Origin of the sequence: Pseudomonas sp. ICBG1301 (genome assembly GCF_016918385.1) — a bacterium.
GTDB classification, from domain to species: domain Bacteria; phylum Pseudomonadota; class Gammaproteobacteria; order Pseudomonadales; family Pseudomonadaceae; genus Aquipseudomonas; species Aquipseudomonas palleroniana.
In genome coordinates this window covers 601034-618497 of record NZ_JAEKGB010000002.1, presented here as the reverse complement: position 1 = coordinate 618497, position 17464 = coordinate 601034, and the positions used below count along the sequence as shown (strand labels likewise).

The following is a 17464-nucleotide window of genomic DNA, read 5'->3' as shown; positions in this document are numbered from 1 at the left end:
GAAATAGCTTGCTGATCAGCGAAACGTGCGCGGGCTCAGCTGTTGTTGTAGCCCATCCGGAGCACTTGATCAAAGCGTCCACCCCAGCCCCAACGCCTTGTGCAATGAAGCAAAGTCCTTCAACAACTGCGCATCCCCCGAGATCCGGCTCTCCTGGGCCTGATACCGCGTGCGCTCTGCATCCAGCCAGTCCAGCGTGCTCGCAGTGCCCGCCCGATAACGCTGACGAGTCAGATCGGCCGCACGCACTGCCGAAGACTCCACATTGCGCAACAGCAGCACGTTCTGGCGCTGATGCCCATACCGCGCCAAAGCCACATCCGCATCGCGCAGCGCGCTCAATACCACGCTCTTGTACTGCGCGAGCGCTTCGTCACGTCCGGCCTCGGCACCTTTGACGCTGGCGCTGACGCGGCCGAAATCCAGAGCGTTCCAGGTGATGCGCGGCAGTATCAGCCAACTCCCGTTGTCTTTGCGCACCAAGTGCCCCGGATCACCGGCGGAGAAAGACAAGTCGCCCATCAGGCTCAGTTTGGGGAACCAGTCTGCGGTTTTCTCGCCGATTTGGGCGTAGCTCGACGCCAGTTTGCGTTCGGCCCTGCGAATGTCGGGGCGGGCCTTCAACAGGGTGGCCGGGTCGGCGATGGGGACGGCGGCAGGGAGGGCGGGCAGGGCGCGGGTGGTGCTGAGTTGGCTGTCGAGTTCGCCAGGCTCCAGGCCGCAGAGCAGGTCGAGTTGGTCGAGGGATTCGGCGATGGACGCTTGCAGTGGCAGGCGCTGAGCTTGAGTGTTTTCGGCTTGGGTCAATACTTGCTCAAGCTGCAATTGAGAGGCCACGCCGCGGTCGCGGCGTTGCTGAGTGAGGTTCAAGGCCTGGTTTTCGATCTCGACACTCGCGTCTACCAGCGCCAGGCGTGCCTGCTGGTCGCGCAGGTCGGTATAGGCCTGGACGATCTCGGCCGCGAGTTGTACCTGGGCATCGGCCAACTGCGCCTGCGCCGAGTCAGCCTCTGCCTGTGCGGCTTCGACGGCGCGACGAGTGCCACCGAACAGGTCGGCCTCCCAACTGGCATCGAAGCCTGCAAGGTACAGGCTCAATGGGCCGCGACCGCCGCCACCAGTGCCGCCGAGCGCCGAGGTGTCGGGAGAGCGCAACCTGAGCATTGCCGCGTCGCCGGTGACCTTGGGCATTGCGTCGGCGCGGGCGCTGCTGAGGCTGGCGCGGGCCTGTTTCACGCGGGCTTGGGCGGTGGCGATGTCGGGGCTGTTTTGCAGGGCTTGTTCGATCAACCCGTTGAGTTGCGAATCGCCCAGTGTCCGCCACCATTGGGCGACGGCAGGTGCGTTTGACGCATGGTTGCCGGCATGGGGCAGACGCCCGGCCGCCAGGGTTTTTGGCGCAACGGTGGGGGCACCTGGATAGTCCGGGCCGACGGTGCAGGCAGACAGCAGGCCGACGGTGAGAAGCAGGGGAAAGCAGCGAGCAATCATCGGGGTACCGTGCGCTTTTTCAGGATGAATATCAGGGGCAGGCACGCCAGCATCGCGAGTCCCAGTACATAGAATGAATCGTTGTAGGCCATCACCGAAGCCTGCCGGGCAATATCATTGGCCAACTGGGCCAGTGCCTGCAGCGGTGCGCTGGATGGATCGCCGGTTTGCGCCAGGTAGCTGGCGGTATGACTTGCCATGTCGGCCTGGGCCAATTGACTGTTGGCTTGGATGCCCTCACGCAGCATGTCGTCATGAAAGTGACTGCGTCGGTCCATCAGCACGCCGAGCAAGGCCAACCCGAGGGTGCCGCCCAAGTTGCGCGACATGTTGTAGAGCCCGGCGGCATCGCCGGCGTCGCGTGTGTCGACCGAGCGCATCGACAGTTGGCTGAGGGGCATCATCACTAGAATCTGCCCAAAGCCGCGTAACAGCTGTGACCACACGAAATCGTGGCCGACGCTGTCAGCGGTGAGCGTGGTGTCCACAAAACAACTGGCCCAATACAGCAACAGACCGGCGCCGACCATCCAGCGCAAGTCGTAGCGACCGAGCATGCGCGGCAAGATCGGCATCAGCATAAATGCCGGAATCCCTGACAGCAGCATGATTGCGCCCGACTGCTGGGCGTTGTAGCCGGACAGAACGCCAAGGAACTGCGGCACCAGATACGCCGTGCCATAGAGCCCGGCCCCCACGGCGGTGGCGATCAACAGCACGCTGCCGAAACTTTTGTTAAGCACTAGTTGCAGGCGCAGGATCGGTTTACGCGACCTGAACTGCCCGATGGCAATCAGGAAGAAACCCACCGCCGTAGCGATGCTCAGCCAGGTGATCAACAACGAGTCGAACCAATGCTCGCGCTGGCCCTCCTCAAGCACCACGGTGAGTGAACTGAGGCCCATGGCCAGGCCCAGGATGCCCAGCCAGTCGGCGCTGATGAAGTGTTGCAGGTTCATGCGCTCGCTCGGCAGGCCGGTGATCAGCAGTGTGATCAACGCGATGCTGATGGGCAGGTTGAGAAAGAAGCACCAGCGCCAGTTGATGTTTTCCGTGAGCCAGCCGCCGATCACCGGGCCGAGCAAGGGGCCGAGGATCACGGTCATGCCGAACATCGTGGTGCCGATCGCCAATTGGTGCGGCGGCAGCCGCGTGCGCACGATGGTCTGTGCGGTGGGAATCATCGCACCACCGGCGAAGCCCTGGCCGATGCGCCCGGCGATCATCGCGCCGAGGCTCGCCGACAGGCCGCAGAACATTGAAAACGCGGTGAACATCAGAGCGGTGCCGATCAGGAACCGGCGCAGGCCGAATACTCGTGTCAGCCAGGCGGCAAGGGGGATCATGACTATTTCCGACATCAGGTAACCGGTAGCGATCCAGGTACCTTCGGTGCCGGTGGCCCCGATCTGTCCCTGAATCTGCGGTAATGCCGAGTTGGTGATCGATATGTCCAGCGTCGCCAGCAAGGCGCCCAACGCGCCAGCGGCGACGGCGATCCAGTCGGTCAGCGAGGCGTTGCGCGGTTTCTCGGCGGCTACCTCGGCGATCAGGGCTTCAGCCATGATTGGCGTCCGCGCCGTGGGTGCGGGTGTCTACTTCCACAGTTGCCGACAGGCCGGGCATCAGCGCGATGCGCACCTCTTCCGGTATATCCAGGGCGATACGCACCGGCACACGCTGCACGATTTTGGTGAAGTTGCCGGTGGCATTCGACGGCGGTAACAACGCAAATTGTGCGCCGGTACCAGGCGAGAGACTGTCGATATGCCCCTCCAGCTTACGGCCCGGCAGTGCATCCACGTGCACGCTGACGCTTTGGCCTGGGCGCATGTCGCCGATTTGGGTTTCCTTGTAGTTGGCGGTGAGGTAGATCGCACTGATGGGCACCACTGTCAGCAAACGGGTGCCGGGTTGTACGTACTGGCCGACGCGCACGCCACGATCGGCCACCCGGCCATCCAGCGGACTGCGGATCACCGCGTCATCCACATCCAACTGGCTCTGCGCCTCGCTGGCTTTGGCCACGCCAAGTTGTGCCTGGGCCTGTTTGAGTTGGGCTTGCAGGGTGCCGTAACGCGTTTCGCTGGAGCGCAATGCGGCCTGTTTGGCGGCCACGGTGCTGCGCGCCTGTGCCAGTTGGTTATTGAGTTGGGCCAGACGCTCCTGCGGCTCGGCGCCGGAGCGGGCCAACGGGGCGTAGCGGGCGACTTCAGCCTGCGCGTGGCGGGCGTCGGCCTGGGCACCTTGCAACTGGGCGCGGGCTTCGGCGATGGTCGAGTCCTGCTGCACCAGGTCGGCCTGGGCCTTGGCGAAGTCGGCCTGACGCGCGGCAATGGTGGCCGTGGCTTCGTCGCTGACCGCCTGATACTTGCGCGCGTCCAGGCGGACCAGCACGTCGCCGCGCTTGATGTTCTGGTTGTCGCTCACCAGGACTTGCGCGACATAGCCGCTGATCTTGGGGGCCACGCTGATACTGTCGGCCTGCAAATAAGCATCGTCGGTGGTCTCGATAAAGCGCCCGGAAAGCCACCACCACGCGGCCCAGCCCAGGCCGATCAACAACGCGAGGGTCGCGATGCTCAGGAGGATGCGTCGGGCCTTGCCACGCTGGCCATTGACGGTGTCATCAGGAATGACCTGAGGAGAGGGAGGTGCGGCAGACATTGAGGTCACTCCAGATTTATATCAGCTGGAATAAATTCTATTCTTCGCGAATTTTTGTCAACTGGTATATTTTGCTCCGGTAGAGAAAAGGAGCGGCACATGGCACGACATAAACCCGCCGCTGAGGGTGGCTATCAGCGTGGTGAAGAAACTCGCGCACGTATCATCGAGGCGGCGATCGTGGTGTTTGGCGAGCGTGGCTACGACCGCGCCTCCACCCGCGACATCGCCACGGCAGCCGGCGTCAACGCCCCGGCGATCCAGTACTATTTCGATGGCAAGGAGGGGGTGTACCTGGAGTGCGTCGAGCATTTGATTACGTTGCTCTGGGGCAAAATGGGCCCCTGCGTGGACGCCGCTGAATGCGCGCTGGGCGATGCGAAGGCTCAAGACAGCACCCTGATCGAAGTGTCGCTGGGCATCCTGGCGACCGTGGTCTCGACGATCCAGGACAGCCCCCAGGCCACGGCCTGGCGCGCCTTTCTCGATCGGCATCAGGCGGGTCTATGCCCTGAAAGCGCGACCATGGCGTTTGAAGATCGCTTCAAGGCGCGTATTGGCCGGGTCATCCGCCAACTGATCGCGCGCCTGGCCGGTTTTCCCGTGGAAGATGAACGCACGGTGATTCACTCCATGGCGCTGTTCACCCAAGGGCTGGCATTTCGGGTACAGAAACCCAAGCTGCTCGAGGCGCTGAAGTGGACGCAAGTGAATCAGAAGGAGATGGAACTGGTGCGGGATGTGGTGTTGATGCAGGCGCGGTTTACGTTGGAGGGGTTGGTCAGGCAGCGTGATTTCTCATCCAGTTCCGTTCCATAGCGTTGAGGCCGGTGATCTTTTGCGGTGTGGCCGTACGGTACCGAAAAACCTGATTCTCTCGAGAGCACCTAAGTGTATTCCTCGCTCCGTTCTTAGCTGTACGGGGCGTTCCGTTCGAGAACCCTTTACTGTCGCAGACATAACAACCGCCAGGATGCCGCGCCATGTTCATGTCTACCAGCCTGCTGTCTGCCTTCGTGCTGTTCGCTTTCGTGTCCTCGATCACCCCGGGCCCCAACAACACCATGTTGCTGGCGTCGGGGGTGAACTTCGGGTTTCGTCGGTCGATGCCCCATGCCTTGGGGATCAGCATCGGCTTCATGGTGCTGGTGATTTCGGTGGGGCTGGGCCTGGGCGAGGTGTTCAAGCTGTTTCCGTGGGCCTACACGGTGTTGCGCTATATGGGCGCGACCTACTTGCTGTATCTGGCGTGGAAGATTGCGACTTCCGCAGGGATGTCCGACAGCAGTGATGAGCAGGGCAAGCCCATGACGTTCCTGGCGGCAGCGGCGTTTCAATGGGTCAACCCCAAGGCATGGATCATGGCGTTGGGCGCGATCACCACCTATACGCCGGCCGAGGGTTATATCACCAACGTGCTGGTGATCGCCCTGGTGTTTGCCGTGGTCAACTTGCCCAGCGTGTGTGTCTGGGTGGGCTGTGGCAGCGGCTTGCGCAATGTGTTGCGCGAGCCGCGCTGGTTGCGGTTGTTCAACGGGTTGATGGCTGCGCTGCTGGTGGTGTCGTTGTATCCGATGCTCGCGGGCAGTTGATCGGCTTTAAACCGGGGATATGGTCGCCAGCATGCCGATGCCGATGGTCAGCACCAGAAAGCCGAACAGGAAAAGTGCCATCTTGGTCATAACGCCTCCGAAGGGAAGGGGATGGCAGGAACCTGCCTGCCATGCTCGACAAGGGTGTCGGGAGTGAGGCTATTGTCCGCTCGGGGCCGATTTCGATACAGCGGCAGATGCGAAAGAAAAAACCGTATCAGATCACTCTGGGTGTGCAGCGGCGCGGGCTTGCAAAGGGGCCGTGTTTATAAAGATCAGCCCTGCATTCCACGTTTTCGCCGCTTTGACGCACCAATCCTCTAAGATGTCGCCCACAGCACTCAACAATAACAGTGGGCCGACCCTCGATGGAAAGACGCCAGTTCAGCGGTGGTATGAAAGGCAAGAACCTGCGCTACCTCAATGACTCTCCCCAACAGCCGTCGTCGCTCAAGCGCGTCGGCTTTTTGTTGCTTGAACATTTCTCCCTGCCCGCATTCACCCAGGCCCTCGATACGCTGATCACCGCCAACCTGTTGCGGCCCGAGCTGTTTACGACGCGTACTTTCGGCTTCAGCGATGCCGAGGTCATCAGCGACCTGGGCCTGGTGATCCGCCCCGATGCGCCCCTGCACGCGGCGGTATTGCAGGAGTTGGATTTATTGGTGGTGTGTGGTGGTTTTCGCACCGAACTCAAGGCGGGCGATGAGTTGATACAACTGCTGCGTACCGCCGACGAACTCGGTATCGGCCTCGCCGGCCTGTGGAATGGCGCCTGGTTCCTCGGGCGGGCCGGCCTGCTGGACGGGTACCGCTGCGCCATTCACCCGGAACATCGCCCGGCACTGGCGGAGGTGTCCAAGGCCGCCCAGGTCACCAGCGAGCCCTACGTGATCGACCGCGACCGCCTGACGGCTTCCAGCCCATCGGGAGCCTTCCATATGGCGCTCGACTGGATCAAGGAGCTGCATGGCAAGGCGCTGGTCGAAGGGATCGAAGACATCCTGGCCTTTGAAGAGTCGCGTTATCGCCGGATCAAACCCACCGAGAACGTCTGCGTCAGCGCGCCGTTGCGCGAGGTGGTGAAACTGATGGACGCCAACCTGGAAGAACCCCTCGAACTCGACCAACTGGCCGTGTACGCCGGCCGTTCGCGGCGTCAGCTGGAGCGTTTGTTCAAGGAGCAGTTGGGCACCACGCCGCAACGCTATTACATGGAATTGCGCGTGACCGAGGCGCGGCGGTTGCTGCAGCACACCGAGTTGTCCCAAGTCGATGTGCTGGTTGCGTGCGGGTTTGTGTCGCCGAGCCATTTCAGCAAGTGCTACAGCGCCTACTTCGGCTATCGGCCGTCGAAAGAGAAGCGACTGGTCAAGTAGCCCGCGCCAACGCCGCCCAGTGTGGGAGATGTCGAGCTTTAGCGAGGCTTCGATAGGGGCGGCACAATCGATAGAGACGTCACCTGACACACCGCCTTCGCAGCCTCGCTCAAGCTCGACTTTTAGAAACGCTCCAACCGATAGGCTCCCTGAGCCGGTAACCCAGGGTTCAGTGGTTCAGGTTTGAGCAGTTGCACGACCATTTCCGCCGTAACGGCCGCCTGCGTAAGCCCCAGATGCTGATGGCCGAACGCAAGCAGCACCTTGCCATCAGCGACGCGATCAATAATCGGCAAAGAGTCGGGCAAAGACGGCCGAAAGCCCATCCAGGGCGTGGCGCCTTGCGTACTCAGGTCCTGGCGAAACAAGCCCTGGCTCAAGCGATGCAATTGCCAGGCGCGCTGCATATTCGGCGGACGCAGCAGCCCGGCGAATTCCACCGTGCCCGCCAGGCGCAAGCCGCCGAGCATGGGCGTCATGATGAACTTGCGCTCAAAGGAGGTGACGGCGAACGGCAGGCGGTCTTGTTCATGAGGCAGCATCAGGTGATAGCCGCGCTCGGTGTCCAGCGGGACTTTTTTACCGGTCAGCGCAGTGGTGAGCCGGGCCGAATGCGCACCGCAGGCAATCAGTACCTGGCGCGCCGTCAGCACGCCCTGGTCCGTCATCAACGAGACGCCATCGGCCTCGACACGCCCATCCACGACGCGCTGCTTGAGAAATTGCACACCCTGGGCCTTGGCGGCCTTGACCAGCTCGCCGACCACGTGAAAAGGGTCGAGAAAGTGGCCGGTGCCTGGAAAAAACAGCGCACCCTGGATGCTATCGCTCAATTGCGGCGCCGCCTGGCGCACCGCATCGCCTGACCAGACCGCCACCGCCACGTTTTGCTGCTGCATGCGCTCGCGCAACGCCTCAATGGCCGCCTGCGACTCGGCGCGTTCATACACCAGCAACGAGCCGTCTGCACGCAGCAGTTGCGCTTGTTCAATCGACTGCAGCAAGCGCTGCCAGGCCCCGAGGCTGGCCTCATTGAGCGCACGGATGCCCGCCACCGTTTGCCGGTAGCGGGCCGGGCGCAGGTTCAGCAGCAGGCGCGCAAACCAGGGCAGGGCGCGCGGCAGGTATTTCCAGTCCAGGCGCAAGGGGCCCATGGGGTCCATCAGCATGGCCGGCAGGCGTTTGAGGATAGAACTATCGGCAATCGGGAACACCTGTTCGGTCGCCAGGTGCCCGGCATTGCCATAAGAGGCGCCCATGCCCGGGTCCTGCGGGTCGACCACCACCACGCGGTGGCCCTGACGCGCCAATTGCAGGGCACAGGCGACGCCGATAATGCCGGCGCCGACGACCGCGATATCGGCCGTGTTGGAAGCGCCCATGGCTACACCTCTCTCCGGCCGTTGAGCAAGCGCCGCAGCTGCAGCGGATTGGCCTGCTCAAGTGCGTAGGGCAGCAGGCTGTCCGGGAAGTCCTGATAACACACCGGGCGCAGGAAACGCAGGATCGCCGCCGTCCCCACCGAGGTACTGCGGGCGTCGGAGGTCGCCGGGAACGGGCCACCGTGGACCATGGCGTCGCAGACTTCCACGCCGGTCGGCCAGCCGTTGACCAGCAGGCGCCCGGCTTTGCGTTCAAGCACCGGCAGCAAGGCGCTGGCGCTGGCCAGGTCGGCTGCCTCCAGATGCAGGGTGGCGGTGAGCTGGCCTTCCAGATGCTCGCACACCTGGCGCACTTGCACATCGTCGGCACACACCACCAGCAGGGCGCTGGCCCCGAAGATCTCCGCTTGCAGGTGCTGGTTGGCGAGAAACGCGTCGGCCTGGGTGATGAACAGATGCGCCTGGCCCTGGTTCGGACCGGTGGCCGGCAACCCCTGTGCGACGACCTGTGCATGTTCCGCCAGTGCACTCACACCGGTGGCATAGGCATTGAAAATGCCGGGTGTGAGCATGGTCTGCGCCGTGCAGCCTTGCAGTCGCTCGCTCGCGGCACCGATGAAGCGATCCAGCGCCTCGCCTGCGCGGGCAATCAACAGACCGGGGTTGGTACAAAACTGTCCGGCCCCTTGGGTCAACGACGCCACAAAGCCCTCAGCCAACGCGGATGCGCGGGCTTGCAGCGCTGCGGGGAACAGCAGCACCGGGTTGATCGAGCTCATCTCGGCGTACACCGGGATGGGTTCGGGCCGCGCCTGCGCAGCCTGGGTCAAGGCCAGACCGCCGCTGCGCGAGCCGGTAAAGCCGACGGCCTTGATCCGTGCGTCGGTCACCAGCGCGATTCCCACTTCACGGCCCGAACCGTACAGCAGGGAGAACACGCCTGGCGGCAGACCGCAGGCGCTCACCGCCTGGGCCACTGCGCGCCCGACCAACTCGCTGGTGCCCGGGTGTGCGCCGTGGGCCTTGACGATCACCGGGCATCCCGCCGCCAGGGCCGACGCGGTGTCACCGCCGGCCACGGAAAAGGCCAGCGGGAAATTACTCGCACCGAAGACCGCCACCGGTCCGAGCGGCACCTGGCGTTGACGCAGGTCCGCACGCGGCAGCGGTTGTCGCGCAGGCTCAGCGGTATCCACGCGTACGTCCAGCCATTCACCCGCACGCACGGTGCGTGCGAAGGTGCGCAATTGCCCGCAGGTACGGCCGCGCTCACCCTGGATGCGCTGGGGCGGCAGGCCGGTTTCGGCCACGGCGCGTTCGATCAGTTCGTCGCCGAGCGCCTCGATGTGCTCGGCAATGCTTTCGAGAAAGCTCGCACGAACCTCCAGCGAGGTTTCACGAAAGGTGTCGAACGCCGCCCAGGCCAGGGCACAGGCGCGTTCGACGTGCTCGCCACTGCCGCCGTGATAGGCTGGCTCCAGCGGCCTGTCGGTGGCGGGGTTGATGGCCCGGATCGCTTCGCGATTGCCGTAAACGGCGTGCTGTCCGATCAGCATACTGCCCGTCAGAGTCATGGAGTCGTCCTGCAAAAAAGGAAGGGGCCGCCGTGACCGTCACGGCGGCGCGAAAGGCTCAGGCGACGTTCTGTTCAGCCGACCAGTTGGCGTACCACTGGCGGAACAGGGTGTACTGGTTTTCGGCATAACGGCGTTGAGCGTCACTGAGTACGTCGGTTTCATTGAAGTGCAGGGCGTATTGCCGCTCGCCGTTGAGGACCATCAGGTGCTTGTAATACAGCACCAGGTCGCAGCCTTCATCGAACGACGACAACACGCCCAGCGCCGCTTCCAGCTCACGGGCCAGGCGTCGAGCCTTGGCGTCGCCCTTGGCGGCTTGTTTGCTCAGCGCGACCAGTTGCAGCACTTCCCGAGGCAGCGCGTTGCCGATGCCGGTGATGGCGCCGGTGGCATTGCAGTTGACGAAACCGTGGACCACTTGGGTGTCGACACCCACCATCAGGGTCACGTCATCGTCTTTGGAGGTGATGTTTTCCGCCGCATAACGCAGGTCCGCGCCACCGCCGAATTCCTTGAAGCCGATCAGGTTCGGGTGTTCGCGGCGCAGTTCGAAGAACAGGTCGGCGCGGGTGGCGAAACCGTAGTAAGGGCTGTTGTAGATCACCGCCGGCAGGTTCGGCGCCGCCTTGAGGATCGCCGCAAAGTGAGCCTTTTGCGCAGTGGCACTGGCACCACGCGACAGCACCCGGGGAATCACCATCAAACCGTGGGCGCCGACCTTGGCCGCATGGGCTGCGTGGGCCACCGCTTCACGGCTGTTCACTGCGCCGGTGCCGACAATCGTCGGTACCCCGGCCGCTACCAGGCGTGCCACACCTTCCTGGCGTTCGGCTTCGGTGAGCAATGGCCAGTCGCCCATCGAGCCGCAATACACCACGGCGCTCATGCCGATATCGACCAGTTCGCGGCCTTTGGCAACCAGCGCATCGAAGTCCGGTTTGCGTTCTGGAGTGCACGGGGTCATCAGGGCGGGGATGCAACCAGTGAAGATGTTGTCGCTCATTGTTTTAGCTCCGTTCAGTTGAAGAGGCGGGGGGCTCAGATGCCCCAGGCAAAAGGGTCCTGCGCGTCGATCAGCAAGGTGCTGTCGGCGGTCATATAGGCGCGGCCGGTAATGAAGGGGCGCACGTGTTCGCCGTCCCGTTCATAACGGCCTTCGAATTGGCTGCCGGTGATGCTGGCTTGCACCCAGGTTTCACCCTCGGCGAGTTTTCCATCTGCGGCCAGGCACGCGAGTTTGGCGCTGGTGCCGGTGCCGCAAGGCGAGCGGTCGTAAGCGCCGCCGGGGCACATGACGAAGTTGCGGCTGTCGGCCTGGGCGTCATCGGCGAACAGCTCGATATGGTCGATCACGGCACCGTCTGCGCCAGAAATGCCCTGGGTGCGCAGCGCCTTGAGCAGCGTCCGGGTGTAGTCACTCAGGGCGTCGACGTTATCCATCTGCAACGTCTGGCCGTGGTCCGACACCAGGAAAAACCAGTTGCCGCCCCAGGCGATATCGCCCTGCACCACGCCATGCCCAGGCACCTGCACCGACACGGCTTGGCGATAACGATAGGCCGGCACGTTGCGCAGGGTCACGGCACCGTCGGCGTGCAGCGTGGCAGCGACCGGGCCGACTGGCGTGTCGATGTGGTGGACGCCGGGTGCGATATCGCCCAGGTGGTACAGCGAGGCCACCAGGCCGATGGTGCCGTGGCCGCACATGCCGAGGTAGCCGGCGTTATTGAAGAAGATCACCCCGCAGGTCGCGCCGGGTGTGATCGGCGCGCAGTACAGCGCGCCGACCAGCACATCATTGCCACGCGGTTCGAGCAGGCAGGCGCGGCGCCATTGGTCGTGATGGGTGCGCAGATAGTCGAGTTTTTCGGCGAGGGTATCGCCGACCAGTTCAGGAAAGCCGTCCATGACCAGGCGTGTGGGTTCGCCGCCGGTGTGGGAGTCGATAACGTGCAACCGTTTCATAAAACGCTCCATCATGGGGTAGCCGGGGACAGGGGGGCGCTGTAGTGCGGGGCGCTGACGGCTTCGCTTTCGTCGTCTTCGTTTTCCAGGCGCACGAGGTGCGCAGGCACGCCGGTGGCGGCGCCCCAGTAATAAATCCCCAGGGCGCAGGCCGCGACGACCAGCGTGTCGAATGGATGACTGAGCACGCCGATGCCACCGAAACTACCGAGCTTGGAGAGCAGGATGGTCACCGCGTAGAAACCGATCAGCCAGGCCGACGAGCGCACTTGCTGCTGCAGGTTCAGGTGCGCAGTCGGCACCCACCGGACACACAGCAGGTACACCGCAAACATCAGGATTTGCAGGCCGAGCAGCCAGGACACGGTGCTCCAGCCGGACCAGTACACGATCAGTGCGGCAATGATGAACGACAGCGGGCCGAGCACCGCCATGCCCTTGACGCGGAACGGGCGCAGCATGTGCGGCGCATTGCGGCGCAGCGCGGCGACGGTCACCGGGGCTACCGCGTAACTGAGGATCAGGGCGGCGGAGACCACATTGATCAGCGCTTCCCAGGAGGGGAACGGCAGGGTCCAGAACACCGACAAGCCAAAGGTCAGCCACAGCGCCGGGCGCGGGATGCCGGACTTTTCATCGATGCGGGTGAAGACCTTGAAGAAGGTGCCGGTCTGCGCCCAGCCGTACACCACACGCGGCGTGGCATTCATGTAGATATTGCCGCAGCCGCTGGGGGAGATCACCGCGTCGGCCACCACCAGGTACGCGAGCCAACCCACACCCAGCGCCAGGGCGATGTCGCGATACGGCAGGGCGAGTTCCTTGCTGATTCCCGCCCAGCCGTCGGCGAGCATTTGCGTCGGCACACCCCCGAGGAAGGCGGTTTGCAGCAACACGTAGATCGCGGTGGACAGCAACACCGAAAGGATCAGTGCAATCGGAATCGTGCGTTGCGGGTTCTTCACTTCACTGGCCACCGAGATGATCGGTGTCAGGCCCAGGTACGCGAAAATCACACCACCGGCCGACACGGCCATTTCAATTCCCGAAAGACCAAAGGGCGCGAAGCCATGCACCTGGAAATTCTCCGGCTTGAAAAAGGTGAACAGCACGCCGATCACCAGCAGCGGCACGATGAACTTGAACACGCTCACCAGGTTATTGGCGATGGCGAAGGTTTTCACGCTGCGGTAGTTGAGGATGAAAAACAGGCACAGCAGGGCAAACTGCACCAGCCAACCGAGGGTGGTCGGGTCGCTGGAGCCGGCTTGGGTCAGCTCGGGAAACCAGGCCGCCGCATATTGGCGCGAGGCAACCACTTCAATCGCCACCAGGCTGGAAAACGCGATCAGCGTGATAAAACCCATCAAGTAGCCGAGCAGTGGGCCGTGGGAATACACCGGGTAGCGCACCACACCCCCGGCTCGGGGCAAAGCAGCGCCGAGTTCGCAGTACACAATGCCCAACAGCAGCACCGCGAAGCCACCCAGCAACCAGGAGAAAATCCCTGCGGGGCCGGCGATTGCAGACACGTGGCTGGCCGCAAACAACCAGCCCGAACCGAAGATGGCGCCCAGCCCGATAAAGGTGAGGTCCATCAGTGAAAGTTGTTTCTTGAACTTGCCTTGAGCAGACATGGCGGCGCCTTCTTGTGAGTTATTGGATAGGCATGCAGTGGCGCTATCCTGAACGCATCAAGGGGGGCGGCGATTGATGTTTTACGCGGATGTGAATGACGAATTCGGCACAATTTTCCGCGCTCGACAGGCGTGCGAACATGGCGCAATCTGCTCGGCGTCAAAGCCCAAACGAGCGGTTGAAATCATGATGCAGAGCGCGTTTACGGCCCTTCTCCAGGGGGCACGCCCACACAGCATCGAGCAGCTACTGGCGGGTATGGCGCAGCTGTTGCCGATGCTGGACGTGATCCCCAATGCCGCGATTTTCATCAAGGATGTCGACGCCCGTTACCTACTCGCCAACCACACGCTGGTGCAACGTTGCGGCCTCAAACAGCTGCAGCCGCTGTTGGGCAAGACCAGCGCCGAAGTGTTTCCGGCGCAGTTGGGGCCGGGTTACACCGAGCAGGATCGGCGTGTGCTGGAGCAAGGGTATGTGCTGGAGGATCAGCTTGAACTGCACCTGTATGGCACTCGCGAGCCGGGCTGGTGCCTGACCCATAAATGGCCCTTGTATAACCACGAAAACCAGATCATCGGCTTGGCGGGCATTTCGGTAGACCTGCAGTCGGCCAGCGAAAAACATCCGGCCTATCAGCGGCTGGCCGCTGTGGACGAGTATATCCGGCACAACTTCAATCGACGTGTCACCCTCGGTGAGTTGACGCGCATTGCCGGCATTTCCGTGGCGCAGCTGGAGCGTTATTGCAAGCGTGTCTTCCACCTCACGCCGCGCCAGATGATCCAGAAGGTGCGCTTGGAGAACGCCCATCGGCTGCTGCATACCGAACTGCCGATCACCGATGTGGCATTGCAGTGCGGCTATACCGACCACAGTGCGTTTACCCGGCAGTTCAAGGCGTCGACCGGGTTCACCCCGCGCCAATATCGGCAGTTGGAATAGTTAGCGCCAACGCAATGCAACGAATGACCGCCGTTGACCCTCCTATGCTTACCAATACCCTTTCACCACACAGGTATCAGGCTTATGACGGCGGTAGACAACGATCATGTGAACTGGCTGGTTGAGCAATCGATGCTGCACGCGGCACGCCAGCGGGCCAAGCTGTATTCCGGGCAGGGGCGCTTGTGGCAGCAGCCCTACGCGCAGACCCGGCCCCGTGATGCGTCAGCGTTGTCGTCTGTGTGGTTTACCGCGTACCCGGCGTCTATCGTGACCCGTGAAGGCGGCACGGTGCTGGAGGCGTTGGGGGATGAAAGCCTGTGGCACGCGCTGTCCAAGATCGGTATTCAGGGGATTCACAACGGCCCGCTGAAAAAATCCGGCGGGCTTTCCGGTACCCGGCATACGCCGACCATCGACGGCAATTTCGACCGCATCAGCTTTGAAATCGACCCGGAGCTGGGCACCGACGCGCAGTTGCAAGCGTTGACGCGCATGGCCGCAGCGCACAACGCGGTGGTCATCGATGACGTCATCCCCTCGCACACCGGCAAAGGCGCGGATTTTCGCCTGGCCGAGATGGCCTACGAAGACTATCCCGGCCTTTACCACATGGTGGAAATCCGCGAGGAAGACTGGCCGTTGCTGCCGGACGTCGCCCCAGGCCGCGATGCGCAGAACCTCAGCCCGACCCAGGTCGACGCCTTGCGCGACAAGCATTACATCGTCGGCCAGCTGCAACGGGTGATCTTCTTCGAGCCGGGAGTCAAGGAAACCGACTGGAGCGCAACGCCCGTGGTGCAAGGCGTGGACGGCAAGCCGCGGCGCTGGGTGTACTTGCATTACTTCAAGGAGGGGCAGCCTTCGCTCAACTGGCTCGACCCTTCGTTCGCCGCGCAACAAATGATCATCGGTGACGCCTTGCATGCCATCGATGTGATGGGCTCCAAGATCCTGCGCCTGGACGCCAATGGCTTCCTGGGTGTGGAGCGCAAGCTTGATGGCACGGCCTGGTCGGAAAGCCACCCGCTGGCCGTCACCGGCAACCAGTTGCTGGGCGGGGCGATTCGCAAGGCGGGCGGCTTCAGCTTCCAGGAGCTGAACCTGACCGTGGACGATATCGCCGCCATGTCCCACGGCGGCGCGGACCTTTCCTATGACTTCATCACCCGGCCGGCCTACCAGCATGCCTTGCTGGTGGGCGACACGGAGTTTTTGCGCTTGATGCTGCGCGAGATGCACAGCCAGGGCATCGACCCCGGTTCGTTGATCCACGCGCTACAGAACCACGATGAGCTGACCCTGGAGCTGGTGCATTTCTGGACCCTGCACGCCCATGACACTTATCTCTATCAAGGCCAGACCTTCCCCGGCAATATCCTGCGCGAACACATCCGCGAGCAGCTGTACGAACGCCTGGCCGGCGAACAGGCGCCGTATAACCTCAAGTTCGTGACCAACGGGGTGTCCTGCACCACGGCAAGCATCATCACGGCCGCCCTGGGTATTCGTGATCTGGAGGCGATCACCGCTGCCGATATCCGGCAGATCCGCCAGATACATCTGCTGCTGGCGATGTACAACGCGATGCAACCTGGGGTGTTCGCTTTGTCCGGTTGGGACCTGGTGGGCGCGCTGCCGTTGGCGGGGCAGGAGGTGGCGCACCTGATGGCCGATGGCGACACACGCTGGATCCATCGCGGTGCCTACGACCTGGTGGACCTGAACCCGCAGGCCGAGCTGTCGGCGGGGCAAATGCCGCGCGCGCGAACCTTGTACGGCAATCTCAATGAACAGTTGCAGGACCCCGAATCGTTTGCCTCGCAACTGCAAAAGATCCTCGCGGTGCGCCGCGCCTATGACATTGCGGCCAGCCGCCAGATCCTGGTGCCGGACGTCGAGCATCCGGGCTTGCTGGTCATGGTTCACGAATTGCCGGCGGGCAAGGGCACCCAAATCACAGCGCTCAACTTCGGCGCCACGCCGATTACCGAAACCCTGCACCTGCCGGATATCGCGCCGGGGCCGGTGGTCGACATTATCAACGAACGGGTCGAGGGCGACCTGACCGCCGAGGGGGAATTCACTCTTACGCTGGATGCCTACGAAGGCCTGGCGCTGCGGGTGGTCAGCCATTCTCCGATGCTTTGAGTGCCGTCAGAAACGCGGTGTGTTTGAGGGCTTGGGAGAACATCGGCAGCGTGAAGTTTTCCGCCGCACGCTGTTGTTCATCGCTGAATGTGGCGGTGCAGTCGGTCAGGGTGATCACGTCGTAGCCTTTTTCGTAACCTGATCGAACCGTGCCTTCGACGCAGCAATTGGTCAGGAACCCCGCGACCACCAGGTTCTGGATGCCGTTATTACGCAGCACCAGGTCCAGGCCGGTGCTGGCGAACGCGTCCAGCCCACGCTTGCCCTCGACCAGGATGTCGGCAGGATCGCGGCTCAGGGCGTCGCTGATCTCGGCGCCCCAACTCCCGGCGCGAAAGGCGCCGGCATCGACGACACCTTTGAGAATCCCGTAGGCGCGCAGGGTCAGCTCAGGGTAGCCGACGGCAAACTGGATCGGCATATGGATGATGGTCACGCCGAGCTTGCGCGCCTGCTCAATGGTGGTGGCGGTGTTGGCCAGCATGTTGGAGGTTTGCATCACGTCTTTCACGGCATCGTGGAACACGCCACCGGGCGTGGTGAAGTCGTTCTGGTATTCGATCAAGACGATTGCTGTTTTGTGGGCCTGCATGGTGTTTCTCCTGATGCGGGGTAATGGGGTCCGCTTAATCGTAGGCGATACGTGTCGTCGCCGCTGTTTCTCGTGACACGCTTGG

General features: G+C 62.8%; 14 protein-coding genes. 5 read left to right on the top strand and 9 right to left on the bottom strand.

What is annotated here, in order from left to right:
* Nucleotides 1-69 precede the first annotated feature (69 nt).
* The 3 genes from JBE38_RS06645 to JBE38_RS06635 are packed head-to-tail and all read right to left on the bottom strand — an operon-like array spanning nucleotide 70 to nucleotide 4158.
* On the bottom strand, nucleotides 70-1491 hold the full coding sequence (locus JBE38_RS06645; RefSeq protein WP_205343927.1) for an efflux transporter outer membrane subunit: 1422 nt from the start codon (nucleotides 1489-1491) through the stop codon (nucleotides 70-72).
* Entirely contained in the window at nucleotides 1488-3056 is a 1569-nt protein-coding gene (locus tag JBE38_RS06640; RefSeq protein ID WP_205343926.1) for a DHA2 family efflux MFS transporter permease subunit, read from the bottom strand. Before JBE38_RS06640 ends, JBE38_RS06645 begins: the two co-directional genes overlap by 4 nt.
* On the bottom strand, nucleotides 3049-4158 hold the full coding sequence (locus JBE38_RS06635) for an HlyD family secretion protein (RefSeq protein WP_205343925.1): 1110 nt from the start codon (nucleotides 4156-4158) through the stop codon (nucleotides 3049-3051). Before JBE38_RS06635 ends, JBE38_RS06640 begins: the two co-directional genes overlap by 8 nt.
* A gap of 99 nt (nucleotides 4159-4257) precedes the next feature.
* Here JBE38_RS06635 and JBE38_RS06630 point away from each other — a divergent pair, with 99 nt between their 5' ends.
* The 3 genes from JBE38_RS06630 (at nucleotide 4258) to JBE38_RS06620 (ending at nucleotide 7129) form a co-directional block, all read left to right on the top strand.
* Nucleotides 4258-4977 carry a CerR family C-terminal domain-containing protein gene (locus tag JBE38_RS06630; protein WP_060752739.1) on the top strand — a complete coding sequence of 240 codons (720 nt, stop codon included), beginning with the start codon at nucleotides 4258-4260 and terminating at the stop codon, nucleotides 4975-4977.
* A gap of 164 nt (nucleotides 4978-5141) precedes the next feature.
* The gene (locus tag JBE38_RS06625; protein ID WP_060752740.1) at nucleotides 5142-5750 is read left to right on the top strand and encodes a LysE family translocator; all 609 of its coding nucleotides are present in this window, start codon (nucleotides 5142-5144) and stop codon (nucleotides 5748-5750) included.
* Nucleotides 5751-6145: 395 nt separating this feature from the next.
* Nucleotides 6146-7129 (top strand): GlxA family transcriptional regulator, encoded by a 984-nt coding sequence (locus JBE38_RS06620; RefSeq protein ID WP_060752741.1) that lies wholly within the window; start codon nucleotides 6146-6148, stop codon nucleotides 7127-7129.
* A 122-nt stretch (nucleotides 7130-7251) separates the two neighbouring features.
* On the opposite strand, the gene JBE38_RS06615 is transcribed toward JBE38_RS06620, so the two are convergent.
* From JBE38_RS06615 to JBE38_RS06595, 5 genes are read right to left on the bottom strand one after another with little or no spacing between them, the layout of a single operon-like run.
* Complete coding sequence (locus tag JBE38_RS06615) at nucleotides 7252-8511, bottom strand: NAD(P)/FAD-dependent oxidoreductase (RefSeq protein ID WP_205343924.1); 1260 nt, start codon at nucleotides 8509-8511, stop codon at nucleotides 7252-7254.
* A gap of 2 nt (nucleotides 8512-8513) precedes the next feature.
* On the bottom strand, nucleotides 8514-10085 hold the full coding sequence (locus JBE38_RS06610; protein WP_205343923.1) for an aldehyde dehydrogenase (NADP(+)): 1572 nt from the start codon (nucleotides 10083-10085) through the stop codon (nucleotides 8514-8516).
* Nucleotides 10086-10143: 58 nt separating this feature from the next.
* Nucleotides 10144-11091 (bottom strand): dihydrodipicolinate synthase family protein, encoded by a 948-nt coding sequence (locus tag JBE38_RS06605; protein WP_205343922.1) that lies wholly within the window; start codon nucleotides 11089-11091, stop codon nucleotides 10144-10146.
* A gap of 35 nt (nucleotides 11092-11126) precedes the next feature.
* Entirely contained in the window at nucleotides 11127-12053 is a 927-nt protein-coding gene (locus JBE38_RS06600) for a 4-hydroxyproline epimerase (RefSeq protein ID WP_205343921.1), read from the bottom strand.
* An 11-nt stretch (nucleotides 12054-12064) separates the two neighbouring features.
* On the bottom strand, nucleotides 12065-13690 hold the full coding sequence (locus tag JBE38_RS06595) for an APC family permease (protein ID WP_205343920.1): 1626 nt from the start codon (nucleotides 13688-13690) through the stop codon (nucleotides 12065-12067).
* Between the two features lie 187 nt (nucleotides 13691-13877).
* Between JBE38_RS06595 and JBE38_RS06590 the strand changes: the two genes are divergently transcribed.
* Both JBE38_RS06590 and treS read left to right on the top strand, forming a co-directional pair.
* Nucleotides 13878-14636 (top strand): helix-turn-helix transcriptional regulator, encoded by a 759-nt coding sequence (locus JBE38_RS06590; protein ID WP_161547912.1) that lies wholly within the window; start codon nucleotides 13878-13880, stop codon nucleotides 14634-14636.
* An 84-nt stretch (nucleotides 14637-14720) separates the two neighbouring features.
* Complete coding sequence (gene treS, locus JBE38_RS06585) at nucleotides 14721-16787, top strand: maltose alpha-D-glucosyltransferase (RefSeq protein ID WP_205343919.1); 2067 nt, start codon at nucleotides 14721-14723, stop codon at nucleotides 16785-16787.
* On the opposite strand, the gene JBE38_RS06580 is transcribed toward treS, so the two are convergent.
* Nucleotides 16765-17379: a cysteine hydrolase gene (locus tag JBE38_RS06580; RefSeq protein WP_205343918.1), complete on the bottom strand. Its 615-nt coding sequence runs from the start codon at nucleotides 17377-17379 to the stop codon at nucleotides 16765-16767. The two genes, treS and JBE38_RS06580, sit on opposite strands and share 23 nt — an antisense overlap.
* Between the last annotated feature and the right edge of the window lie 85 nt (nucleotides 17380-17464).

Coding starts and splice junctions, on each gene's coding strand:
- JBE38_RS06645 (WP_205343927.1), bottom strand. CDS start 1,491: ATGATTGCTCGCTGCTTTCCCCTGCTTCTCACCGTCGGCCTGCTGTCT.
- JBE38_RS06640 (WP_205343926.1), bottom strand. CDS start 3,056: ATGGCTGAAGCCCTGATCGCCGAGGTAGCCGCCGAGAAACCGCGCAAC.
- JBE38_RS06635 (WP_205343925.1), bottom strand. CDS start 4,158: ATGTCTGCCGCACCTCCCTCTCCTCAGGTCATTCCTGATGACACCGTC.
- JBE38_RS06630 (WP_060752739.1), top strand. CDS start 4,258: ATGGCACGACATAAACCCGCCGCTGAGGGTGGCTATCAGCGTGGTGAA.
- JBE38_RS06625 (WP_060752740.1), top strand. CDS start 5,142: ATGTTCATGTCTACCAGCCTGCTGTCTGCCTTCGTGCTGTTCGCTTTC.
- JBE38_RS06620 (WP_060752741.1), top strand. CDS start 6,146: ATGAAAGGCAAGAACCTGCGCTACCTCAATGACTCTCCCCAACAGCCG.
- JBE38_RS06615 (WP_205343924.1), bottom strand. CDS start 8,511: ATGGGCGCTTCCAACACGGCCGATATCGCGGTCGTCGGCGCCGGCATT.
- JBE38_RS06610 (WP_205343923.1), bottom strand. CDS start 10,085: ATGACTCTGACGGGCAGTATGCTGATCGGACAGCACGCCGTTTACGGC.
- JBE38_RS06605 (WP_205343922.1), bottom strand. CDS start 11,091: ATGAGCGACAACATCTTCACTGGTTGCATCCCCGCCCTGATGACCCCG.
- JBE38_RS06600 (WP_205343921.1), bottom strand. CDS start 12,053: ATGAAACGGTTGCACGTTATCGACTCCCACACCGGCGGCGAACCCACA.
- JBE38_RS06595 (WP_205343920.1), bottom strand. CDS start 13,690: ATGTCTGCTCAAGGCAAGTTCAAGAAACAACTTTCACTGATGGACCTC.
- JBE38_RS06590 (WP_161547912.1), top strand. CDS start 13,878: ATGATGCAGAGCGCGTTTACGGCCCTTCTCCAGGGGGCACGCCCACAC.
- treS (WP_205343919.1), top strand. CDS start 14,721: ATGACGGCGGTAGACAACGATCATGTGAACTGGCTGGTTGAGCAATCG.
- JBE38_RS06580 (WP_205343918.1), bottom strand. CDS start 17,379: ATGCAGGCCCACAAAACAGCAATCGTCTTGATCGAATACCAGAACGAC.